This is a genomic window from Micromonospora sp. LH3U1, from assembly GCF_028475105.1.
Classification (GTDB): domain Bacteria; phylum Actinomycetota; class Actinomycetes; order Mycobacteriales; family Micromonosporaceae; genus Micromonospora.
Genome location: NZ_CP116936.1, coordinates 5243896 through 5263914, shown reverse-complemented (window position 1 = coordinate 5263914; position 20019 = coordinate 5243896). Strand labels below are relative to the sequence as shown.

14 protein-coding genes and 1 pseudogene are annotated in these 20019 nt (G+C 72.9%); 8 read left to right on the top strand and 7 right to left on the bottom strand.

Annotation, left to right across the window (positions count from 1 at the left end; genetic code table 11):
* Window positions 1-21 precede the first annotated feature (21 nt).
* The 7 genes and pseudogenes from PCA76_RS32885 to PCA76_RS23915 all read left to right on the top strand — a co-directional run.
* Window positions 22-538, top strand: a pseudogene (locus tag PCA76_RS32885) (DNA polymerase Y family protein); the annotation flags it as partial.
* Between the two features lie 135 nt (window positions 539-673).
* Window positions 674-4060 carry an error-prone DNA polymerase gene (locus PCA76_RS23940; RefSeq protein ID WP_272612701.1) on the top strand — a complete coding sequence of 1129 codons (3387 nt, stop codon included), beginning with the start codon at window positions 674-676 and terminating at the stop codon, window positions 4058-4060.
* A gap of 98 nt (window positions 4061-4158) precedes the next feature.
* Window positions 4159-4332 (top strand): hypothetical protein, encoded by a 174-nt coding sequence (locus PCA76_RS23935; protein ID WP_272619820.1) that lies wholly within the window; start codon window positions 4159-4161, stop codon window positions 4330-4332.
* 92 nt (window positions 4333-4424) lie between these two features.
* Entirely contained in the window at window positions 4425-5174 is a 750-nt protein-coding gene (locus tag PCA76_RS23930) for a methyltransferase domain-containing protein (protein ID WP_272612700.1), read from the top strand.
* A 28-nt stretch (window positions 5175-5202) separates the two neighbouring features.
* Entirely contained in the window at window positions 5203-6342 is a 1140-nt protein-coding gene (locus tag PCA76_RS23925; RefSeq protein ID WP_272619571.1) for an alkaline phosphatase family protein, read from the top strand.
* Window positions 6343-6404: 62 nt separating this feature from the next.
* Window positions 6405-7664, top strand: a complete 1260-nt coding sequence (locus PCA76_RS23920) for a DNA polymerase IV (RefSeq protein ID WP_272612699.1) — start codon at window positions 6405-6407, stop codon at window positions 7662-7664.
* A gap of 116 nt (window positions 7665-7780) precedes the next feature.
* Window positions 7781-8179 carry a DUF3040 domain-containing protein gene (locus PCA76_RS23915; RefSeq protein ID WP_030334542.1) on the top strand — a complete coding sequence of 133 codons (399 nt, stop codon included), beginning with the start codon at window positions 7781-7783 and terminating at the stop codon, window positions 8177-8179.
* A gap of 275 nt (window positions 8180-8454) precedes the next feature.
* Here the strand turns inward: PCA76_RS23915 and PCA76_RS23910 are convergent, their stop codons facing one another.
* Genes PCA76_RS23910 through PCA76_RS23900 form a run of 3 tightly spaced genes read right to left on the bottom strand, consistent with a single transcriptional unit; the run spans window position 8455 to window position 13304 of the window.
* Window positions 8455-10929 carry a transglutaminase TgpA family protein gene (locus tag PCA76_RS23910; protein WP_272612698.1) on the bottom strand — a complete coding sequence of 825 codons (2475 nt, stop codon included), beginning with the start codon at window positions 10927-10929 and terminating at the stop codon, window positions 8455-8457.
* A gap of 16 nt (window positions 10930-10945) precedes the next feature.
* Complete coding sequence (locus tag PCA76_RS23905; protein WP_272612697.1) at window positions 10946-12244, bottom strand: DUF58 domain-containing protein; 1299 nt, start codon at window positions 12242-12244, stop codon at window positions 10946-10948.
* A 1-nt stretch (window position 12245) separates the two neighbouring features.
* Window positions 12246-13304 carry an AAA family ATPase gene (locus tag PCA76_RS23900; protein ID WP_272612696.1) on the bottom strand — a complete coding sequence of 353 codons (1059 nt, stop codon included), beginning with the start codon at window positions 13302-13304 and terminating at the stop codon, window positions 12246-12248.
* Between the two features lie 401 nt (window positions 13305-13705).
* Here PCA76_RS23900 and leuS point away from each other — a divergent pair, with 401 nt between their 5' ends.
* Entirely contained in the window at window positions 13706-16546 is a 2841-nt protein-coding gene (gene leuS / locus PCA76_RS23895; RefSeq protein ID WP_272612695.1) for a leucine--tRNA ligase, read from the top strand.
* 26 nt (window positions 16547-16572) lie between these two features.
* Here leuS and PCA76_RS23890 read toward each other — a convergent pair whose 3' ends face one another.
* The 4 genes from PCA76_RS23890 to PCA76_RS23875 are packed head-to-tail and all read right to left on the bottom strand — an operon-like array spanning window position 16573 to window position 19745.
* Entirely contained in the window at window positions 16573-17106 is a 534-nt protein-coding gene (locus PCA76_RS23890; RefSeq protein WP_272612694.1) for a hypothetical protein, read from the bottom strand.
* A 2-nt stretch (window positions 17107-17108) separates the two neighbouring features.
* Window positions 17109-17792: a TVP38/TMEM64 family protein gene (locus PCA76_RS23885; protein ID WP_272612693.1), complete on the bottom strand. Its 684-nt coding sequence runs from the start codon at window positions 17790-17792 to the stop codon at window positions 17109-17111.
* Window positions 17789-18508 carry a type 1 glutamine amidotransferase gene (locus PCA76_RS23880; RefSeq protein WP_184177097.1) on the bottom strand — a complete coding sequence of 240 codons (720 nt, stop codon included), beginning with the start codon at window positions 18506-18508 and terminating at the stop codon, window positions 17789-17791. The genes PCA76_RS23885 and PCA76_RS23880 overlap by 4 nt, the downstream gene beginning before the upstream one ends.
* Entirely contained in the window at window positions 18498-19745 is a 1248-nt protein-coding gene (locus tag PCA76_RS23875) for a MurT ligase domain-containing protein (protein WP_238682881.1), read from the bottom strand. The genes PCA76_RS23880 and PCA76_RS23875 overlap by 11 nt, the downstream gene beginning before the upstream one ends.
* Window positions 19746-20019: the final 274 nt, after the last annotated feature.

The window sequence follows — 20019 nt, the reverse complement described above, 5'->3', positions numbered from 1 at the left end:
GCCGGGCTGCCGGCGGCGACCGGGCTGTGGGCGGCGGCCGGGCTGCCGGCGGCGGCCGGGCTGCCAGCGGCGACCGGGCTGCGGGCGCTGACCGGGCTGGCAGCGCTGACCGTGCTGCCGGCGGCGGCCGGGCGGTGGGCGGCGACCGGGCTGTCGGTGCCGGTCGGCCTGCGGGCACCGGTCAGCCTGCTGGCCGCAGTGGGGGCGAAGTTCCGCCGTGGCCGGGTCGGCTGCCGCGCCCGCACCGGCGGTGGTGCTGCCCAGCCCGCTCGCCGCGACCGTGCACGACGCCGCTGGCGAGGCGGTGGTGATCAGCGCGCGGTTGGCGGTGAGTGCTCCGCCCGCCCGGCTGGTGGTCGGCACCGGCCGGCCGGCGGAGATCGTCGGCTGGGTCGGTCCGTGGCCGGTGGACGAGCGGTGGTGGGCCCCCGCCGAGGCTCGGCGGCGGGCCCGGTTCCAGGTCTGCCTGGCCGATGGCACCGCCCTGCTGCTCGCCGTCGAGGCCGGGCAGTGGCTGGTGGAGGCGATCTATGACTGAGTGTTCAGCCGGGTGCCGCCCTGGCCATGATCGACTCGACATTCCGGAAGTCGGGGTATCCCACCTCCTCGGACAGCCCGACTTTCATGATGTCGAGTGGATCAAGCCGGTTGTGGTCGGTCCGGGGGCGGGCTGGTGAGCTTCCACAACCCGAAGATGCCCTGGTCGGAGCTGGAACGGGTGCTCTCCGGACGGCCTGGCGACGACTGGGGGAGCCGCGACGATCGGGGGAGCCGGGGCGAGCGGCACCTGCACGTGGTGGACCCACTCGCCGTGGACGCCGACGGTGGGGACTCGCCGGCCTGGACCCGTCGGCGCGAGCAGTACCAGCCGCCGGAGCTGACCCGTCCCGACGGTGTGGTGCCCTACGCGGAGCTGCACGCGCACACCAACTTCAGCTTCCTCGACGGTGCCAGCCACCCCGAGGAGTTGGCCGAGGAGGCGGCCCGGCTGGGGCTCACCGCGCTCGCCGTCACCGACCACGACGGCTTCTACGGGGTGGTCCGCTTCGCCGAGGCGGCTCGTACGCTGGGCCTGCCGACCATCTTCGGCGCGGAGCTCTCCCTCGGGCTGCCCGGCCCGCAGAACGGCGAACCCGACCCGCACGGCGCGCACCTGCTGGTGCTCGCGCACGGCCATGAGGGGTACGCCCGGCTGGCCACCACCATCGCTCGCGCCCAGCTGCGCGGTGGGGAGAAGGGCCGCCCGGTCTACGGGGAGCTGGAAGAGGTCGCCGAGGAGCTCCGCGACCATGTGCTGGTGCTGACCGGCTGCCGCAAGGGGCACGTGCCGGGGGCGCTGCTCACCGAGGGGGTGGACGCGGCGGCCCGCGAGTTGGACCGGCTGACCGCGCTCTTCGGTGCGGAGACGGTGGCGGTGGAGCTGACCGACCATGGTCACCCGGTCGACGCCGACCGCAACGACGCGCTCGCCGAGTTGGCCGCCGCTGCCGGGCTGCCGACGGTGGCCAGCAACAACGTGCACTACGCCAGCCCTGGCCGGCGTCGGCTGGCCACCACTGTCGCCGCCGTCCGGGCCCGACGCAGCCTGGACGAGATCGACGGCTGGCTGCCCGCGGCGGCCACCGCCCACCTGCGCAGCGGCGTGGAGATGGCGGCCCGGTTCGCCGCGTACCCGGGGGCGGTGGCGCGGGCCGCGGAGTTCGGCGCCGAGTTGGCCTTCGACCTCCAACTGGTCGCGCCGCAGCTACCGGCGTACCCGGTGCCGCCGGGGCACACGGAGATGAGCTGGCTGCGGAAGCTGACCGCCGACGGGGCGCGGGAGCGCTACGGGCCGCCGCAGGCGCACCCGACGGCGTACGCGCAACTCGACCACGAGCTGAACATGATCGAGGAGCTGGGTTTCCCCGGCTACTTCCTGGTGGTCTACGACATCGTCACGTTCTGCCGTGACCAGGACATCTACTGCCAGGGTCGGGGTTCGGCGGCCAACTCGGCGGTCTGCTACGCGTTGCGGATCACCAATGTGGACGCGGTCCGGCACCGGCTGCTCTTCGAGCGGTTCCTCGCACCGGAGCGGGACGGCCCACCGGACATCGACGTGGACATCGAGTCCGACCGTCGGGAGGAGGTGATCCAGCACGTCTACACCCGCTACGGCCGGGAGCACGCCGCCCAGGTCGCCAACGTCATCTCCTACCGGCCCCGGTCGGCGGTGCGGGACGTGGCCAAGGCGTTCGGCTACTCGCCGGGGCAGCAGGACGCCTGGAGCAAGCAGATCGACCGGTGGGGCTCGGTCGCCACGGTCGACGTCGAGAACATCCCCGAGCAGGTGGTGGAGTACGCCAACGAGTTGCAGACGTTCCCACGGCACCTGGGTATCCACTCCGGCGGCATGGTGATCTGCGACCGGCCGGTGATCGAGGTCTGCCCGGTGGAGTGGGGGCGGATGCCCGGGCGCAGCGTGCTCCAGTGGGACAAGGACGACTGCGCCGCGGTGGGCCTGGTCAAGTTCGACCTGCTCGGCCTCGGCATGCTCTCCGCCCTGCACTACGGCTACGACATGATCGGGTCCAGGCTCGACCTGGGTGACATGACCCTGGACGACCCGGAGGTCTACGACATGCTCTGCCGGGCCGACTCGGTCGGGGTGTTCCAGGTGGAGAGCCGTGCCCAGATGGCCACCCTGCCCCGGCTCAAGCCCCGCGAGTTCTACGACCTGGTGGTCGAGGTGGCGTTGATCCGGCCCGGCCCGATCCAGGGCGGTTCGGTGCACCCGTTCATCCGGCGCAAGAACGGCCAGGAGCCGGTGACCTTCGCGCACCCGCTGATGCGCAACGCCCTGGAGAAGACCCTGGGTGTGCCGCTGTTCCAGGAGCAGTTGATGCAGCTCGCCATCGACCTGGCCGGCTTCGACGCCGCCGAGGCCGACCAGCTGCGCCGGGCGATGGGCGCCAAACGGTCGGTCGAGCGGATGACCCGCATCGCCGACCGGCTCTACGTCGGGATGGCCGAGCGGGGCATCACCGGCGAGCTGGCCGACGACGTCTACCGCAAGCTCACCGCGTTCGCCAGCTACGGCTTCCCGGAGAGCCACGCGATGAGCTTCGCCTACCTGGTCTACGCCAGTTCCTGGCTCAAGCGCTACCACCCGGCGCCGTTCCTGGCCGCGTTGCTCAACGCCCAGCCGATGGGCTTCTACTCACCGCAGACCCTGGTCGACGACGCCCGCCGGCACGGGGTGGAGGTGCGCCGGCCGGACATCAACGCCAGCGGGGCCAAGGCGGTGTTGGAGTCCACCCCGGACACCCGGTGGGGCAGCGGGCCGGGGGAGCCGCCGCACGCCTGGGGGCTGGGCGGGCCGGTCGTCCGACTCGGGCTGTCCGGCGTGCGTACCCTCGGCCCTGACGTGGCCGAGCGGATCGAGGCCGAACGCGCCGCCGGTGGGCCGTACCGGGACATGCCTGATCTGGCCCGGCGGGTCGGTCTCACCGCCGCGCAACTGGAGGCACTGGCCACCGCGGACGCCTTCGCCTGTTTCGGGCTGACCCGGCGGCAGGCGCTCTGGGCCGCCGGTGCGGCCGCCCAGGACCGGCCGGGCCGGCTGCCCGGCACGGTGACCGGCGCGGCGGCGCCCACGCTGCCCGGAATGGAGGCGGTGGACCGTTTGGTCGCCGACGTGTGGGCCACCGGGCTGTCGCCGGAGAGCCACCCAGCCCGGTTCATCCGGGGTCAGCTCGACGTGCTCGACGCGGTGCCGATCGCCCGGCTCGGCCGGGTGGAGCCCGGGCAACGGATCCGGGTCGGCGGCATCGTCACCCACCGGCAGCGCCCGGCGACCGCGGGTGGGGTCACCTTCCTCAACCTGGAGGACGAGACGGGGATGCTCAACGTCACCTGTTCGCCGGGGCTGTGGCAGCGCTACCGGCGGGTCGCCCGGACCAGCGCCGCACTGGTGGTCCGGGGGCGGCTGCAGCGGCACGAGGGAGTGACCAACCTCGTCGCCGATCGGCTGGACGCCATCGAGCCACCGGTCAGTCCCGCCTCCCGTGACTTCCGCTGAGAGAGTGATCCACATTACGGTTTCCTGCGGCGTTGGGCGGGAGACTCGTCCCGAGCGGGCAGAGCGGCCCGTGATTCGTTTTAGGGGGAATGACAGTGATGGGGAATCACGCGTACACCGGTGGAATCGCCAACGCCCGACGGACCCGGTTGGGTGCCGGTTGGGTGCCGTCGCACCTCGCCGACCCCCGCGAGTACGAGGTGACCAACGGTCCGGTGGCCAACGAGCGCCGGTCCCGGGCGGAGGACGAGGTCGAGGGCACCGAGTCCTGACCGACCGCGTCACCGCGCGCCGATCGAACGGGTGGCGGGTACGCCCGCCACACGCCCGCACGATGGATGGACCGGGTGACTAGGCTCGACGGGTGGAGCAGACCCGAGGCCGGTTCGCCGGGCCCCCGCTGACACCCCGCACCGCCGTGATCTGGTCGGTGCTCCGCGCCGAGTTGGACCGGCGCGGCGGCGACGAGCTGACCGTGCTGGACGTGGGCGGCGGCACCGGCGGTTTCGCCGTCCCGCTGGCCCGCGCCGGGCATCGGGTCACCGTGGTCGACGCCAGCCCCGACGCGCTGGCCGCACTCACCCGCCGGGCCGCCGAGGCCGGGGTGGCCGACCGGATCGCCGCCGTCCAGGGCGACGGCGACGCCCTCGCGGGCCTGGTCGAGCCGGCCGGCGTCGACCTGGTGCTGTGCCACGCCGTGCTGGAAGTGGTCGACGACCCGACGCCGGTGGTGGCCGCGCTGGCCACCGCGCTGCGTCCCGGCGGCGCGGTCAGTGTGCTGGTGGCCGGCCGGGCCGCCGCCGTGCTGGGCCGCGCGATGAACGGGCACCTGGACGTCGCTGCCGCCCTCGCCGCCGATCCGGATGGCACCGCCGGGCCGCGGGACACTCTGCGCCGGCGTTACGACGCCCCCGGCGCCGCCGCGCTGCTCGGCGCCGCCGGGCTCGTGGTCGAGGAGATCCACGGGGTACGCGTGCTGGCCGACCTGCTGCCGGCCGCGGTCGCCGATGGGCAGTCCGCCGCCCTGGTCGAGTTGGAACGTGCGCTGGCCGCCCAACCGCCGTACCGGGACCTGGCCGCCCAACTGCACCTGTTCGCCCGCCGGCCGGCATGATCGCCGAGCCGGGGGTGCGCCAGCGCCGCTGGAGGTCCTCGGGCCGGACCACGGCGGCGGCCGTCTCGCCGACGTGCTGCCCAGCGCGCTCGCCGTTCTGGGCGTACCCGGATCCGCCGACCCGCTCGGGCTCGTCCCCGCGTTGGCCGGGGTGCGCCGGATCGCCGTACTGCTGGTCGACGGGCTCGGTTGGTACCAGTTGCCGACCGCCGCGCCGTACGCGCCGACCCTCGCCGGGCTCGCAGCGACGGTGGCCCGGCCGCTCATCGCCGGTTTCCCGTCCACCACCCCGACCAGTCTGGTGTCGCTGGGCACCGGCGTCGCGCCGGGCGCGCACGGGGTGCTCGGCTTCACCGTGCGGGTGCCCGGCACCGACCGGGTGCTCACCCACACCGACTGGGCCGCCGACCCGTCGCCACTGCGCTGGCAGCCGGTGCGCACCCAGTTGGAGCGGGCCCGCGCCGCCGGCGTGACGGTGACCGTGGTGAGTCGGCCGGAGTTCGGCGGCAGTGGGCTGACCCTGGCCGCCAACCGGGGCGGCGACTTCCGGGGCGCCGCCGGCGGGGACGCGGTGGCCACCGCCATGCTGGCCGCGCTGGCCGCCGGCTCCGGGCCGACCCTGGTCTCCGGCTACCACGCCGACCTGGACCGGCACGGCCACGTCAGCGGCGTCGACTCGGCGCCCTGGCGGATCGCCGCCACCGAGGTGGACACGCTGCTCGCCCGGCTGGTCGACGGGCTGCCCCCGGACGCGGCACTGCTGGTGACCGCCGACCACGGCCAGCTCGACATTCCCGCCGCGCACCGCTTCGACCTGGACACCGATCCGCGACTGCGCGCCGGTGTGCGGCTGGTGGCCGGTGAGGCCCGGGTGCGCTACCTGCACGTCGAGCCGGGCGCGGTCGACGACGTGCTGACTGCCTGGTCGGAGGTGCTGGGTGCCGCGGCGCGGGTACGCACCCGCGACGAGGTGGTGGCCACCGGCTGGTTCGGGTCGGTGCCCGAGGAGCACCTGGGGCGGATCGGCGACGTGGTGGTGACCTGCAACGACACGTACGCGGTCATGGCCAGTCGCACCGAGCGGCCGATGGCGTCGCGACTGGTGGCGTACCACGGGTCGGACACCGCCGCCGAGCTGACCGTGCCGCTGCTGGTCGTGCGCGGCTGACCGGCGTACGGTCCGGCCCGTCGACGGCTGGTGGTGTCGTACCCCCGGGTTAATCTGCCGGGATGGGCCGCAGTCAGTCGTTGCCCCGGGGCGACGATCCGCGCTTCGGGCCCGACGCCGACGACTCCGGCAGCCCGATCCTGCACGTCGACATGGACGCGTTCTTCGCCGCCGTCGAGGTGCGCCGCCGACCCGAGCTGCGCGGCCGGCCGGTGGTCGTCGGCGGCGTCGGGCCGCGCGGGGTGGTCAGCTCGGCCAGCTACGAGGCCCGCCGGTACGGCGTGCGCAGCGCGATGCCGACCAGTCAGGCCCGGGCCCGCTGCCCGCACGCGGTCTACCTGCCACCGGATTTCACCGCGTACACGGCCGCCTCCCGGGCGATCATGCAGATTTTCCAGGACGTCACCCCGCTGGTCGAGCCGCTCTCCCTCGACGAGGCGTTCCTCGACGTGACCGGTGCCCGCCGACTCTTCGGCTCCCCGGCCACCATCGCGCGGCTCATCCGCCGCCGGGTCGCCGACGAGCAGGCGCTGACCTGCTCGGTCGGGGTGGCGCCGAGCAAGTTCGTGGCCAAGCTGGGTTCCACCCGGGCCAAGCCGGACGGCCTGCTGGTCGTGCCCCCGGGGCAGGTGCTCGACTTCCTGCACCCGCTGCCGGTGGACGCGCTGTGGGGGGTGGGGGAGCGCGCCGCCGAAGCGCTGCGCCGGCTCGGCCTGACCACCGTCGGCGACCTCGCCGAGGCGCCGGTGGGCATGCTCCGCCGAGCGGTCGGTGCCGCCTCGGCGACGCACCTGCACGAGCTGGCCTGGGGACGGGACCCGCGCCGGGTCAGCTCCGAGCACGTCGACAAGTCGATCGGCGCCGAGGTGACCTTCGACGTCGACGTGGCCGACCCGCTGGAGATCCGCCGAACGCTGCTCGCGCTCAGCGCGAAGGTCGGCGTCCGGCTGCGAGGCTCCGGGCAGGTCGGTCGCACGGTCGCACTGAAGGTCCGGCTGGCCGACTTCCGCACCGTCAGCCGCTCCCGCACCCTCGACGTGCCCACCGATACCGCCCGCGAGATGTTCGACACGGTCTGGGCGCTTTACACCGCTTTGGACCCCGGCGAGCGGATCCGACTCGTCGGTGTCCGGGTGGAAGGGCTCGCCCCGTCGCAGGGCGCCCACCGCCAACTCACCCTCGGCGCGCCCGAGCGTGGCTGGCGCGAAGCGGAAGCTGCCTCGGACGCCGCTGCTGCCCGTTTCGGGCGGTCCGTCATAGGTCCGGCCAGTCTGATGGGCGACCGTGACCCCCGTAGAAATGAAAATCCACCCCACCCGTAGGTCGTCCCGCTTTCCGACGCGCGACCCCCCTCGTAGACTTGCGGGTAAGCAGCCGGTTGGCTGCCACGGTCTGTCGGCCCGAGTGGGCCCGACCAACGTGACCGGGGAGGAGTGCCGTGCCGCTCTCGGAGCACGAGCAGCGGCTGTTCGAGCAGATCGAGCGGTCGCTTGCCGAGGACCCCAAATTCGCCTCGGCCGTGCGCGCCAGCGATCCGCGCTTCCATGCGCGGCGTCGCCTGCTCGTCGCCGCCGGCGTCATAATCGCTGGCTTGGCTCTACTGGTCTATGGCGCGGTGATCAAGACTCCACCGCTGGCGGTGGCGGGCTTCGTCGTCATGCTGGCGTCGGCCGCGTTCGCGGTGCAGTCGCACCGGCGGGCGCAGTCACCCGACCTGCACGTGGTGGGCGGCACGACGAGTCGTCGCCGTCCCCGCGGTGGCCGGTCCGGTCGCCGGTCGTCAATCCTGGACCGCATGGAGGACAGGTGGCGGCAGCGCCCGGAGGGGCACCGCTGAGCCGGTCCCGCCCCTGAGGCGGGACCGTACGCCGCGACGAGCGGGTCGCCGGGCACAGCCCCGGGCGACCTCCGTCGTATCCGCGCGCCCTCTCCCGCCGCCACCCGGCCCGCGCTTGTGGTGCAGCCGCGCCTCCATGATCAGGCGATGAGAAGTAGTCATGGCCAGCCGCTCAGACCTGCCAAGCATCACTTGATCCAGGCGTACGCCGGCCGGACCGGCCGGGCGGGGCGGCGGTCGGTGGACCGCCGCCCCGAAACCTGGACGAGCGTTGGTCAGCGGGCCGCCCGATCGGCCAGCAGCCGTCGGGGGTTCCAGCGCAGCAGCCTGTACCGGGTCCGCCCGGTCAGCGCCACCATTCGACTGGACGTGTCCGCCAGGGTGGTCCTCCACCGCAGCAGCACCGACGGCGGCAACACGGCGGCGAGCAGGCGGGTCCGCCGGTCCGCCCGCGCGGCGAGCGCCCCACGGACCGCCCGTAGCGCCGGAAGCAACCGCTCACCGGTCAGCGGATCCCGCGCGTAGCGGGCCCGTTCCTCCGCCCGGCCGAGCAGCCGCGCCGACCCGATCGCTGCGGTGTCGTCGGTGAGGGTGTCCCGGACAAGCCGGTCCGCGGTCGCCCTGGGCGTCTCGGTCGGATCGACCGGGACCCGGAAGTCCACAAGTGTGTCGAGCAGCTCCGCCCAGGCGGCGTGCGCGTCCGCGCGGGCACGGTTGGCGTCCGCGCCAACCACCACCAGTCGGGTTCCTGGCTCGCTGGCGTCATCGACGGTGGCGGCGGCCACTGCGGCGCTCGGCACCTGGCCACCTCGTCGGCGGCGCAGCGCGAGCCGGCGCAGAGCGGGTACGGCGAGCAGTATCAGCAGGGCCAACAGGCCCGCCGTCCACCAGGGCCAGACCGGCGGCTGCTCGTCCGGCGTCGTTCCACCGAGGGAGAGCCCGTCGTCGATGTCACGGTCGGCGTTGTCCGGACCGGCCGGACCAGCCGACTCTTCGGTGCCCGCCGGGCTGTCCGTGACGCCGGTGCCCGGCGTGGACGGCTCCGGCGCGTCAGTGTCCGGCGCCCAGGCCGACCGGGTGGACCCCGGCACCCCGTACGCCGGGGTGGCGTCGAACGGCACCCAGCCGACCCCGTCGAAGTAGACCTCGGTCCAGGCGTGCAGGTTGAGGTTGGTCAGCGTGAAGGTGTCACCGTCACGCTTGCTGCCGTTGGTGAAACCGAACGCCACCCGGGCCGGAATGCCGGCCGAGCGGACCAGCCAGGCCATCGCGGCGGCGTACTGCTGGCAGTAGCCGACCTTGTTGGTCAGGAAGTTGACGATGTCCTGCCCGCTGCTGCCGCTCTCGGTGCTGAGCCGGTAGCTGAACCCGTTGTCCGCCGAGAAGTGCTGGTAGATCGCCAACACCCGGTCGTAGTCGGTGCGCTTGTCCTGGACCAACCCCTTGACCAACTCCTCCACCTCGGGCACCGCCCCGGGGGTGGCGGTCATCTGCCGGCGTACCGGGTGGTCGGCCGGCAGCGGTTGCGCGGCCCGCAGCGCCGCCGGAGAGTATGTCGAGCGCATGTAGTCGAAGGAGTACTTCCGGCCCCGGGAGTTTTCCCGGTTGGAGAAGACGACCTGCTGGTTGGGGTCGTAGAGCCAGTTGCCGTTGAGGTCCTCCGTGCGTACCGGCTCGGCGTACACCGGCATCAGCGACATGCTCAGGCCCTTGGTGACCTCGACGGTCGCCCGGTAGGTGGTCTGCTGCACGCCCCGGCCGGTCCGCTCGGCCGGGTTCGGCAGGTCCCGGTTGGCCGGCCGGCCGCTCGGGTTGCGGGCCTGGAAACCACTCGGGCGCAGCTCGTCCGCGACCGCGTAGCGCAGGTAGAACGGGTTCGGCTCGGACGTGGTCACCTTGACCAGGTCGGCAACCTCGGACTGGTTGAGCTGGCCGGCGAGCGAGGCGAACAGGTCGATGCGACCGGACGTGCCGCCCGAGCCGGACCCGTTGCCGCTGCCGTTGCCCGGCGAGCGGCTGAGGGAGTCGAGGAGCCCGCCGGTCATGCCGGGCACCGCCAGCGGAAGCACCACCGCCAGGGCCACCCCGACCACCGCGAGCCTGCGGCCGGCGGAGGCCAGCGGCGAAGCCTCCCACACGTCGACGTCGCGGCCGTCACCGGTGAACCGGCGTCCGAATCGGCGCACCCGGTCGACGTTGTCGGTGACCAGCAGCCAGAGGTAACCGGAGGCGCCCACCACGAACGGCGTCGCGGGGACGCTGTCCACGTAGACGGCGACCGGCACCGAGTAGATGGCGAGCATCGGCAGCCCCGCCAGCGCGGGCCGGCGCAGGCCCACGGCCAGTACGTCCACCAGCACGGCGACCCCGCCGACGCCGAGCACGGCGATGAACAGCAGCGGGTCGGTGTCCGGGACCTCGACTCCGTACGAGCGCATGTCCTGCATGGAGCCGGCCAGCAGATCCGCGAAGTGCGCGAGCGTGCCCGGCGTGGGCAGGACGGCGAGCAGTTCCTCGCCGCTGGGGAACAACCAGGTCAGGGCGAACGCCAGGCCGGCCAGCATGCCCAGCACCTGACCCCACAGTGGTGCCCGGGCGAGCCGGGTCAGCGCGGCCACCCCGGCCACCACGGCGACCGCGATGACGGACTCGATCAACCAGGTCCAGCTCTGGAAGATGGCTGACAGCGGCGCGGCGGCCAGCAGCGTGGCCGCAGCCGCCACCAGGCCGATGTTCCGACTGGCGTTCATGAGGGGAACCTTCCGTTCATCGCACGCCGCCGGCGACCGTCTCGGCCAGCGCGGCGCGCAGGGCGAAGCCCTGGGAGCCCCGGCCGGCCTGCGGCCACAGCGCTGGCAGTCGAGCCCCGTGGTCGACGCCGACCACGCGCCAGCCGCTCTGCAGCATGGAGAGGACTGCCGCGCCGTGCGCCTGCTCCGCCTCGGCCCGGGCCTTCTCCGGCAGGCTGAGCCAGGTGGAGCTGTTCAGCAGGAAGCCGATGCAGGTGGCGCCGTTGCCCCGCAGCCCGGCCAACAGCTCGGCCTCGGCCGCGCCCACCGTGCCGAACAAAGCGATGATCAAACCGCCGTCGGAGCGCTGGCGGACCCGCTGCACGAGGTCGGTCACCTCAGCGCGCTTATCCAGCCGGACCTCCGCGAGGTGGTCGAGTAGCGCCCCGTCGCCGCCGGCCTCCGAGGCGTCCACATCGACCCCCGAGCCGGTGACCAGGCGCAACTTGTAACCGGCCTGCCGCAGGTGGACGGCGATGCTCGCGGCGGCGGAGACGGCCCACTCGAAACTGGCCGTCGGACCCTCGCCACGGTGGCCGTACGCCCGGGTGTCCAGAACGACCGTGGCCCGGCTCTCCCACGGCTGCTCCTCGCGGCGCACCATCAGCTCGCCGGTACGTGCGGTGGACTTCCAGTGCACCCGGCGCAGGTCGTCTCCGCGCCGGTATTCCCGGGTCGCCGCGTCGTCCTCACCGTGCACCGCCACCGAGCGGGCCCGACTGTCGCCGCTGCCCGCGTACTCCCCGGGGAGCCGGACCGACGGCAGTGGGGTGACCTGCGGGATGACCGTCAGGTGGTCGGTGCTGGGGAAGGACCGGGTGAGCTCGCACAGGCCGAACGGGTCGGTCATCCGGACCACCAGCGGGCCCACGTCGTAGCGGCCCCGCACGTCGGCCCGCACGGTGTACGCCACGGACGTCGCCTGGTGCGCGCCGAGCCGCTCCAACACCACCCGGGGTCGGCTGCCCAGCGCGTAGGGCAGCCGGTCCTCCAGGAGGAGGGTGCCGGTCGGCAGCCGGGAGAGGTTCTGCAGGCGCAGCACCACCCGGGAGTTGGCGCCGACCGGAACCCGGTGCGGGTCCAGTGAACGGTTGCAGGCCAGCTTGTAGCGGCTGCGCCCGACGTAGGCCGCGGCCAACAACGGCAGGATGGCCAACAGCACAGCCACCCGGAGCAGGTCCTTCTCGCCGAGGATGCCGGCCGAGATCGCCGCCGCGACCGCCGCGGCGAGGAAGGAGCGCCCGCGGGTGGTCAGCCCGCGCAGCCCGGCACGCACGTCATGGCCTCCGCGGCTCGTAGGGGGCGCGGCCGTTGCCGTTGCCGGTGGCGGGCCGAGTGTCGTACGGGTTGCGCTGCCGGTCGTGTGGCAGCGGCAGGCGGTGCACCAGCTCGGAGACGATCGCGTCGGTGGTGCGTCGGGCGAGCTGCGCGTCCGCGGTCGGGATGATCCGGTGCGCGAGCACCGGCACCGCCAGGGCCTGCAGATCGTCGGGGAGGACGTAGTCGCGGCCCTCCAGGGCGGCGACCGCGCGGGCGGTGCGCAGCAGTTGCAGGGTCGCCCGGGGGGAAGCGCCGAGCCGCAGGTCGGGTGCCTCGCGGGTGGCGGTGACCAGGTCGATCGCGTACTGCTTGACCGCGTCCGCGACGTGCACCTGCCGGACGGTGGCGATGAGCTGCCGGACGATCGCGGCGTCGGAGACCGCGCGCAGCTCGTGCAGAGGGTCGGTGGCGCCGTGCCCGTCGAGCATGGCCAACTCGGCGTTGGCGTCCGGGTAACCCATCGCGATGCGGGCCGTGAACCTGTCGCGCTGCGCCTCGGGCAGCGGGTAGGTCCCCTCCATCTCGATCGGGTTCTGGGTGGCGATGACCATGAATGGCGTCTGCAGCTGGTACGTCACGCCGTCGACGGTGACCTGCCGCTCCTCCATGCACTCCAGCAACGCCGACTGGGTCTTCGGCGAGGCCCGGTTGATCTCGTCGCCGACCACCAGGTTGGCGAACACGGCGCCGGGACGGAACTCGAAGTCGTGCGTCTCCTGGTTGTAGACGCTGACCCCGGTGACGTCGCTGGGCAGTAGGTCGGGGGTGAACTGGATCCGCCGCACCGTGCAGTCGATGGACCGCGCGAGGGCCTTGGCCAGCTTGGTCTTGCCGACACCCGGGACGTCTTCGATCAGGAGGTGGCCCTCGGCGAGCAGGACGGCCAGGGCGAGCCGCACGGTGGCGGTCTTACCCTCGATGACCTGCTCGATGTTGGTCACGATGGCCTCGCTGGCGGCGCGGAACTCGTCGTGCGGCAGTAGGCCGCCCACCTCGTCCCAGGTCTGTTGTGTCACGGGCCTCCTCCTCGTCGCCAATACGGCAGCTCTCTAAAGAGCACCTGGACCCGCCGTTGGGTTCGCGACGTCGAGCCTCGTATGCCGCAGGAATCTCACTGGTCTCTCAGGCTAACCATGTTTGTCGTTATCGCCGACCCCCGCAGGTAGTCCGTCGGTTACGCACCGATATTCGCCAGGTCGGGGGACCGGGTTCGACCATCGCGGGGGTCGGTGGGCCGGGGCCGCCGACGGGGTACACTGCCGAACATGGCCGGAGTCTTCCTGCTTCTTACCGGGCCGTGCTGATGCGCTGAACGCGCGACAGCACGGCGGCCCCTCCTGCGCGAGGGGCTTTTTTGTGCCCGCCGCCGGCCCGGCCCGGTGGTGCCGAGACGAAGCGAAGCGAGCGAGGAGAGACGATGAGTGAGGCAGCCGCACCGGCGGGCGACATTCCCCCGTTCCGGTACACCGCGGCCCTGGCCGACGAGATCGAGAATCGTTGGCAGGACATCTGGGCGCGCGAGGGCACCTTCCACGCACCGAACCCGACCGGCCCGCTGGCCGACCCGACCCACCCCCGCGCCGGCGCGGAAAAGCTGTACGTGCTGGACATGTTCCCGTACCCGTCCGGCGCCGGCCTGCACGTCGGCCACCCGCTGGGCTACATCGGCACCGACTGCTACGCCCGCTACCAGCGGATGGCCGGTCGCAACGTGCTGCACGCGATGGGCTTCGACGCGTTCGGCCTGCCCGCCGAGCAGTACGCGGTGCAGACCGGCACCCACCCCAGGACCACGACCGAGCAGAACATCGAGCGGTACAAGGTGCAGCTGCGCCGGCTGGGCCTGGCGCACGACGAGCGCCGCTCGGTGGCCACCATCGACACCGACTTCTACCGCTGGACCCAGTGGATCTTCCTGCAGATCTTCAACTCCTGGTACGACCGCGACGCGGGCCGGGCCCGCCCGATCGCCGAGCTGATCGCCGAGTTCGAGGGCGGTAACCGACCCACCCCGGACGGCCGCGCCTGGGCCGAGCTGAGTGTCGCCGAGCGCCGCCAGGTCGTCGACGACCACCGATTGGCGTACGTCTCCGAGGCCCCGGTGAACTGGTGCCCGGGGCTGGGCACCGTGCTGGCCAACGAGGAGGTCACCGCCGACGGTCGCTCCGACCGGGGCAACTTCCCGGTCTTCAAGCGCAACCTGAAGCAGTGGATGATGCGGATCACCGCGTACGGCGACCGGCTGATCGAGGACCTGGACGCCCTGGACTGGCCCGAGCCGATCAAGCTGATGCAGCGCAACTGGATCGGCCGCTCCACCGGCGCCCACATCGACTTCCCGACCGCCCTGGAGCCGGTGCGGGTGTTCACGACCCGACCGGACACCGTCTTCGGTGCCACCTACATGGTGCTGGCGCCCGAGCACGCGCTGGTCGACGCGCTGGCGCCGGCCACCTGGCCGGACGAGACGAGGGACGCCTGGACCGGCGGGCACGCCAGCCCCCGGGAGGCCGTCGAGGCGTACCGCAAGGCCGCGGCCGCCAAGACCGACGTCGAGCGGCAGTCCGACACCAAGGAGAAGACCGGCGTCTTCATCGGCGCGTACGCCACCAACCCGGTCACCGGCGGTCAGATCCCGATCTTCATCGCCGACTACGTGCTGGCCGGCTACGGCACCGGCGCGATCATGGCGGTGCCGGCGCAGGACGAGCGGGACTGGGCGTTCGCCGAGGTCTTCGAGCTGCCCATCCTGCGTACCGTGCAGCCGGCGGAGGGCTTCGACGGCAAGGCGTACACCGGGGACGGCCCGGCGATCAACAGCGCCGCGCCCGAGCGCGGCCTGGACCTGAACGGCCTGGGGGTCACCGAGGCCAAGGCGACGATCATCGCCTGGCTGGAGGCGAACGGGCACGGCACCGGCGCGGTGACCTACCGGCTGCGCGACTGGCTGTTCTCCCGCCAGCGCTACTGGGGTGAGCCGTTCCCGATCGTCTACGACGAGACCGGCGCGGCCATCGCCCTGCCCGAGGAGATGCTGCCGGTCGAGCTGCCGGAGGTGGACGACTTCTCCCCGAAGACGTTCGACTCCGACGACGCGAACAGCAACCCGGAGACCCCGCTGTCCCGGCGGCGCGACTGGGTCGAGGTCGAGCTGGACCTGGGTGACGGGCCGAAGCGCTACACCCGGGAAACCAACGTGATGCCGCAGTGGGCCGGCTCCTGCTGGTACGAGCTGCGCTACCTGGACCCGACCAACAGCGAGCGGTTCGTCGACGCGGAGAACGAGCGGTACTGGATGGGCCCGCGCGGCGAGGGAGACTGCGGGGGCACCGACCTGTACGTCGGCGGTGCTGAGCACGCCGTGCTGCACCTGCTGTACGCGCGGTTCTGGCACAAGGTGCTGTTCGACCTGGGGCACGTGTCGTCGTTCGAGCCGTTCCGCAAGCTGTTCAACCAGGGCATGATCCAGGCGTACGCGTACACCGACTCGCGCGGCAGCTACGTGCAGGCCGAGGAGGTCTTCGAGCGCGACGGCGCCTACTACCTGGGCGACCTGGCGGTCAACCGCGAGTACGGCAAGATGGGCAAGTCACTGAAGAACGTGGTGACCCCCGACGACATGTGCGCCGCGTACGGTGCGGACACCTTCCGGGTGTACGAGATGTCGATGGGCCCGCTGGAGGTGTCCCGCCCCTGGGAGACCAGGGCGGTGGTCGGCTCGTACCGGTTCCTGCAGCGGGTCTGGCGGGCCGTCGTCGACGAGCAGACCGGGGCGCTGCGGGTCACCGAGGACCCGGCCGACGAGGCGACCCGCCGGCTGCTGCACAAGGTGATCGACGGGGTCCGTGGCGACATGGACGCCATCCGGTTCAACACCGCGATCGCCAAGCTGATCGAGCTGACCAACGGGCTGACCCGGCTGTCGGCCACGCCCCGCGAGGTGGCCGAGCCGCTGGTGCTGATGGTGGCGCCGTTCGCCCCGCACGTGGCCGAGGAGCTGTGGCGCCTGCTGGGCCACGACACCTCGCTGACGTACGCGGACTTCCCGACCGCCGACCCGGCGCTGCTGGTGGCCGACACGGTGACCTACCCGGTGCAGGTCAACGGCAAGGTCCGTGGCCGCATCGAGGTTCCCGCCGACGCCTCCGAGGAGACCGTCCGCGCGGCGGCCCTGGACGCGGTGGCCGCCGCCCTGGCCGGCAAGGACCCCCGCAAGGTCATCGTCGTGAAGGGCCGGATGGTCTCCGTCGTCCTCTGACCCCCGCTCGCCCTTGTTAGCGTCGATCATGGAGTTGTGGTGCCCGGTTCGCCCCTCGACAGGGGTTTGATCCCCCACCACAACTCCATGATCGACCCGGGCGGGGGTGCGGGGTGCGGGGCCGGCCCAGCTCGGCCGGATCGGCACCCTCGCCCAACGCCGCCCAGTGCCAGCCCGCGAAGGCTATGTCCTCGATCCGGCGGCCCGGCGCGGCCAGGTCCCAGTCGAGGAAGGCCACCGGCAAGTGGCCCGGCAGGGAAGTCCCGAACACCGTGTTCTTTGGCGACAGGCGCGGGGTCGGCGAAGAACGCCGGATCCTCCCGATCCCGCCACGGCACCCGCCCCGCGACGTAGCCGAGCATCTGCCGTCCGCGTGCGTCGACGCCCAGGTGGCGGGGCGCGAGGTCCGCGCCCACCCCGGCCAAGTGGTGCAGCAACGCGCCGACGAAGTCCAGGTTGGCGGGCGGGGTACGTCGTACCGTGTCGCCGACCCGAACCACGTCGGCGATGAAACCGCCGGTGAGTGGCACCTCGGCGGGGCCGTCGGTCGGCTCGGGCACGGTCAGACCGGCAGCCGACGGCGGCGGCGCTCGGCGCGCCACCACTGGTGTACGAGCACCAGGCTGGCGATCAGGCCGAAGCTGGCCGGGGCGGCGGCGTACCAGTTGATGTGGCCGGGGGAGCTGACCGCCGCGCCGATCGCCGCATAGCCGAAGGCGGTCGGCGCGGACGCGATCACGCTGCCGGTCAGGAACGGCAGCACCCGTGCGCCGGTCGTGCCGTAGCCGTAGCTGACCAGCCCGAAGCCGGCGATCGGCAGCAGCCGGACGGTGATCACGCCGAGCACGCTCTGCCGGGCGAACCAGCCATCGAGGCGGGCCAGGCGACCACGGACCCGTTCGGCGACGAACTCCCGGCCGAGCAGCCGGCCGACCGTGAACCCGATCGCCGCGGCCACGAGTGCGGCGCCCAGGGCGTACGCGGCGCCCTCCAGCGGGCCGAAGATCGCGCCCGCCGCGAGTGTGATGAAGGTCCGGGGGACCAGCGCGACCAGCAGCAACGCGCCGCCGAGGATCGCCGCCACCGGGGCGAGGTCGCCCAGTCGGTCGGCCAACAACGGCAGCTGATCCGGATCCGGCCGGGGTGCCAGGAGCAGCAGCAGCCCGCAGCAGCCGATCAGCAGCACGAGCAGGGCGAACCGGGCGACCGACGGCTGCTGGCGCAGCCGCCGGACGGCTCGGGTCATGCCCGGGCGGCGGCCACTGCGGAGCGGCGCTCGTTGCGGAGCCGGTCCGACCAGGTGTCGTCCAGCGGCGGGAGCTGGTGTGCCCCGGTGGCCCAGCGCAGCAGCAGGTCGGCAAGGGCCGGGTTGCGGGCCAGCGCCGGACCGTGCGAGTAGGTGCCCAGCAGCTTGCCGCGCCACGCGCCCTCGGTGGCGCCGTCGTTGCCCACCCCGGCGGTGACCCGGGCCAGCGGGGAGACCTCCGGACCGAGGTGGGTGCGGCCGCCGTGGTTCTCGAAACCGGTCAGCGGGGGCAGGCCCAGCCGGGGGTCGATCTCACCGGCCAACTCGCCGACGGCCCGGCTCTCGCCCCGGTCGGACTGGAGGTCGAGCAGCTCCAGGCCGCGGCACTGCACGCCCTTGGCGAAGAAGGAGGTGCCGAGCAGCTGGTAGCCGGCGCAGACGCCGAACACCACCGAACCCTGGGCGACCGCCCGGTGCAGACCGCCGTCGGCGAGCAGGCGCTGGGCGCCCAGCGCCTGCGGGCCGTCCTCGCCGCCGCCGACCAGGTAGATGTCGGCGGTCGCGGGCAGTTGCTGGTCGGAGCGGACCTCCAGCACCTCCACCGGCATGCCGCGTTGGCGCGCCCGACGGGCGAGGATCAGGGCGTTGCCCCGGTCGCCGTAGGTGGAGAGCAGGTCGGGGTAGATCCAGACGATGCGCAGGCTCTCAGATGACACGGTCCAACTCCGCTCGGATGTCCTGGAACGCGGTGTAGTTCGCGATGACCTCCAACCGCCCTGGCGGGACCGACCGGAGCGCATCGTCGAAGGTGCGTACGTGCTGGAACGGCACGTCGTTGACGTCCAGCCGGACCGCCAGGTCGTATGCCCGGTCACCGGTGATCAACACCTGCCGGCCGCGGAGCGGGGCGAAGTCGACGTCGTAGAGCCAGGAGGTGTCCAGACCGTCGGGGTCGCGCGCGTTGATGGAGAGCAGGGTCGGCGCGTCGTCGGCCATGTCGAACGCCTCCAGCCAGCTGGCCGGGTTCTTGGCCAGCAGCAGCCGGATGTTGCGCCCGTCCTTGTCGACCTGCGCGTAGCGGCCGGCCACCGAGGTGACGATGCCGAGGCGGGACACCGCGTCGACCGGGCGGACGCCGAACTCGGCGGCCACCGCCAGCGCGGTCGCCGCGTTGCCGAGGTTGACCTTGCCTGGCAGTTGGAGGGAGACCTTGTGCCAGGCGCCGGTGGGGTCGAGCACCCCTTCGTCCTCGACGACCCAGTGCGGCTCCGGTCGGCGCAGCGGGCAGCCGGTGCACCACCACTGCTCGCCGGAGCGCTGGATCGTGGAGCCGCACTCCGGGCAGACCCAGGAGTCGTCGTGCCAGCGCTGGCCGGCACTGAACCACGTCACGTGCGGCGGGTTGATGCCCCGGGCGGGGTCGCCCGGCGGGGTGGCGGCCCACACCACCAGCGGGTCGTCGGCGTTGGCCACCACCCGCACGTTGGTGTGCCGGACCAGCGCCGCGCGCCAGAGCTGCGCCATCATGGCGACCTCCTTGGCGCGGTCGAGCTGGTCGCGGGAGAGGTTCAGCAGCGCGACCACGTGTGGCTCGGTCGCCTCCAGCACCTGAGCGAGGTAGTGCTCGTCCACCTCCAGCACCGCGTACGGGGTGCTGCCGGCCTTGGCCAGCGCCGAGGTGTGCCCGCTGGGCATGTTGGCGCCGAACGAGTTGGTGGCGACCCGGCCGAGCACGCCGACTGCGGCGGAGGTCAACCGGGTGGTGGTGGTCTTGCCGTTGGTGCCGGAGACGAGCGCGATCGCACGCCCGGCCGACAGGTGGGCCAGCAGGTCCGGGTCGATCTTCAGGCCGATCCACCCGCCGATCACCGAACCGTCGCCACGGCCGGCCGCTCGGGAGAGCGCCGCGGCGGTCCGGGACACGGAGCTGGCCACCTTGGCCCGTAGGGGCATTTTCGCGTCCGTCACGCGAGCGAGGTTACCGGACCGCCCGCCCCACCAGATCGCCGCCGACGGTGAACCGTTCGGCCGTGGTGCCTGCGCGGGTGGCTGGGTGGACGTCCCCCGGACGGAGTCGATCTATGTCGGAAAGCGGACCACGCCGGAGGGGCGCCCTGGCCCTCCACTCCACTCCACCCCTTGTGACGTGCGGTTTTGCCCTCGCATCGGACGCGCCACGCGGGCGAATCTGGTTGCGGGTGGAGGGAAGTGGAGTAGAGTGGGGACC

Excerpts from the sequence above, each read along its gene's own strand:
- PCA76_RS23935 (WP_272619820.1), top strand. The coding sequence starts at position 4,159 with ATGGGGAATCACGCGTACACCGGTGGAATCGCCAACGCCCGACGGACC.
- PCA76_RS23920 (WP_272612699.1), top strand. The coding sequence starts at position 6,405 with ATGGGCCGCAGTCAGTCGTTGCCCCGGGGCGACGATCCGCGCTTCGGG.
- PCA76_RS23910 (WP_272612698.1), bottom strand. The coding sequence starts at position 10,929 with ATGAACGCCAGTCGGAACATCGGCCTGGTGGCGGCTGCGGCCACGCTG.
- leuS (WP_272612695.1), top strand. The coding sequence starts at position 13,706 with ATGAGTGAGGCAGCCGCACCGGCGGGCGACATTCCCCCGTTCCGGTAC.
- PCA76_RS23885 (WP_272612693.1), bottom strand. The coding sequence starts at position 17,792 with ATGACCCGAGCCGTCCGGCGGCTGCGCCAGCAGCCGTCGGTCGCCCGG.
- PCA76_RS23875 (WP_238682881.1), bottom strand. The coding sequence starts at position 19,745 with ATGCCCCTACGGGCCAAGGTGGCCAGCTCCGTGTCCCGGACCGCCGCG.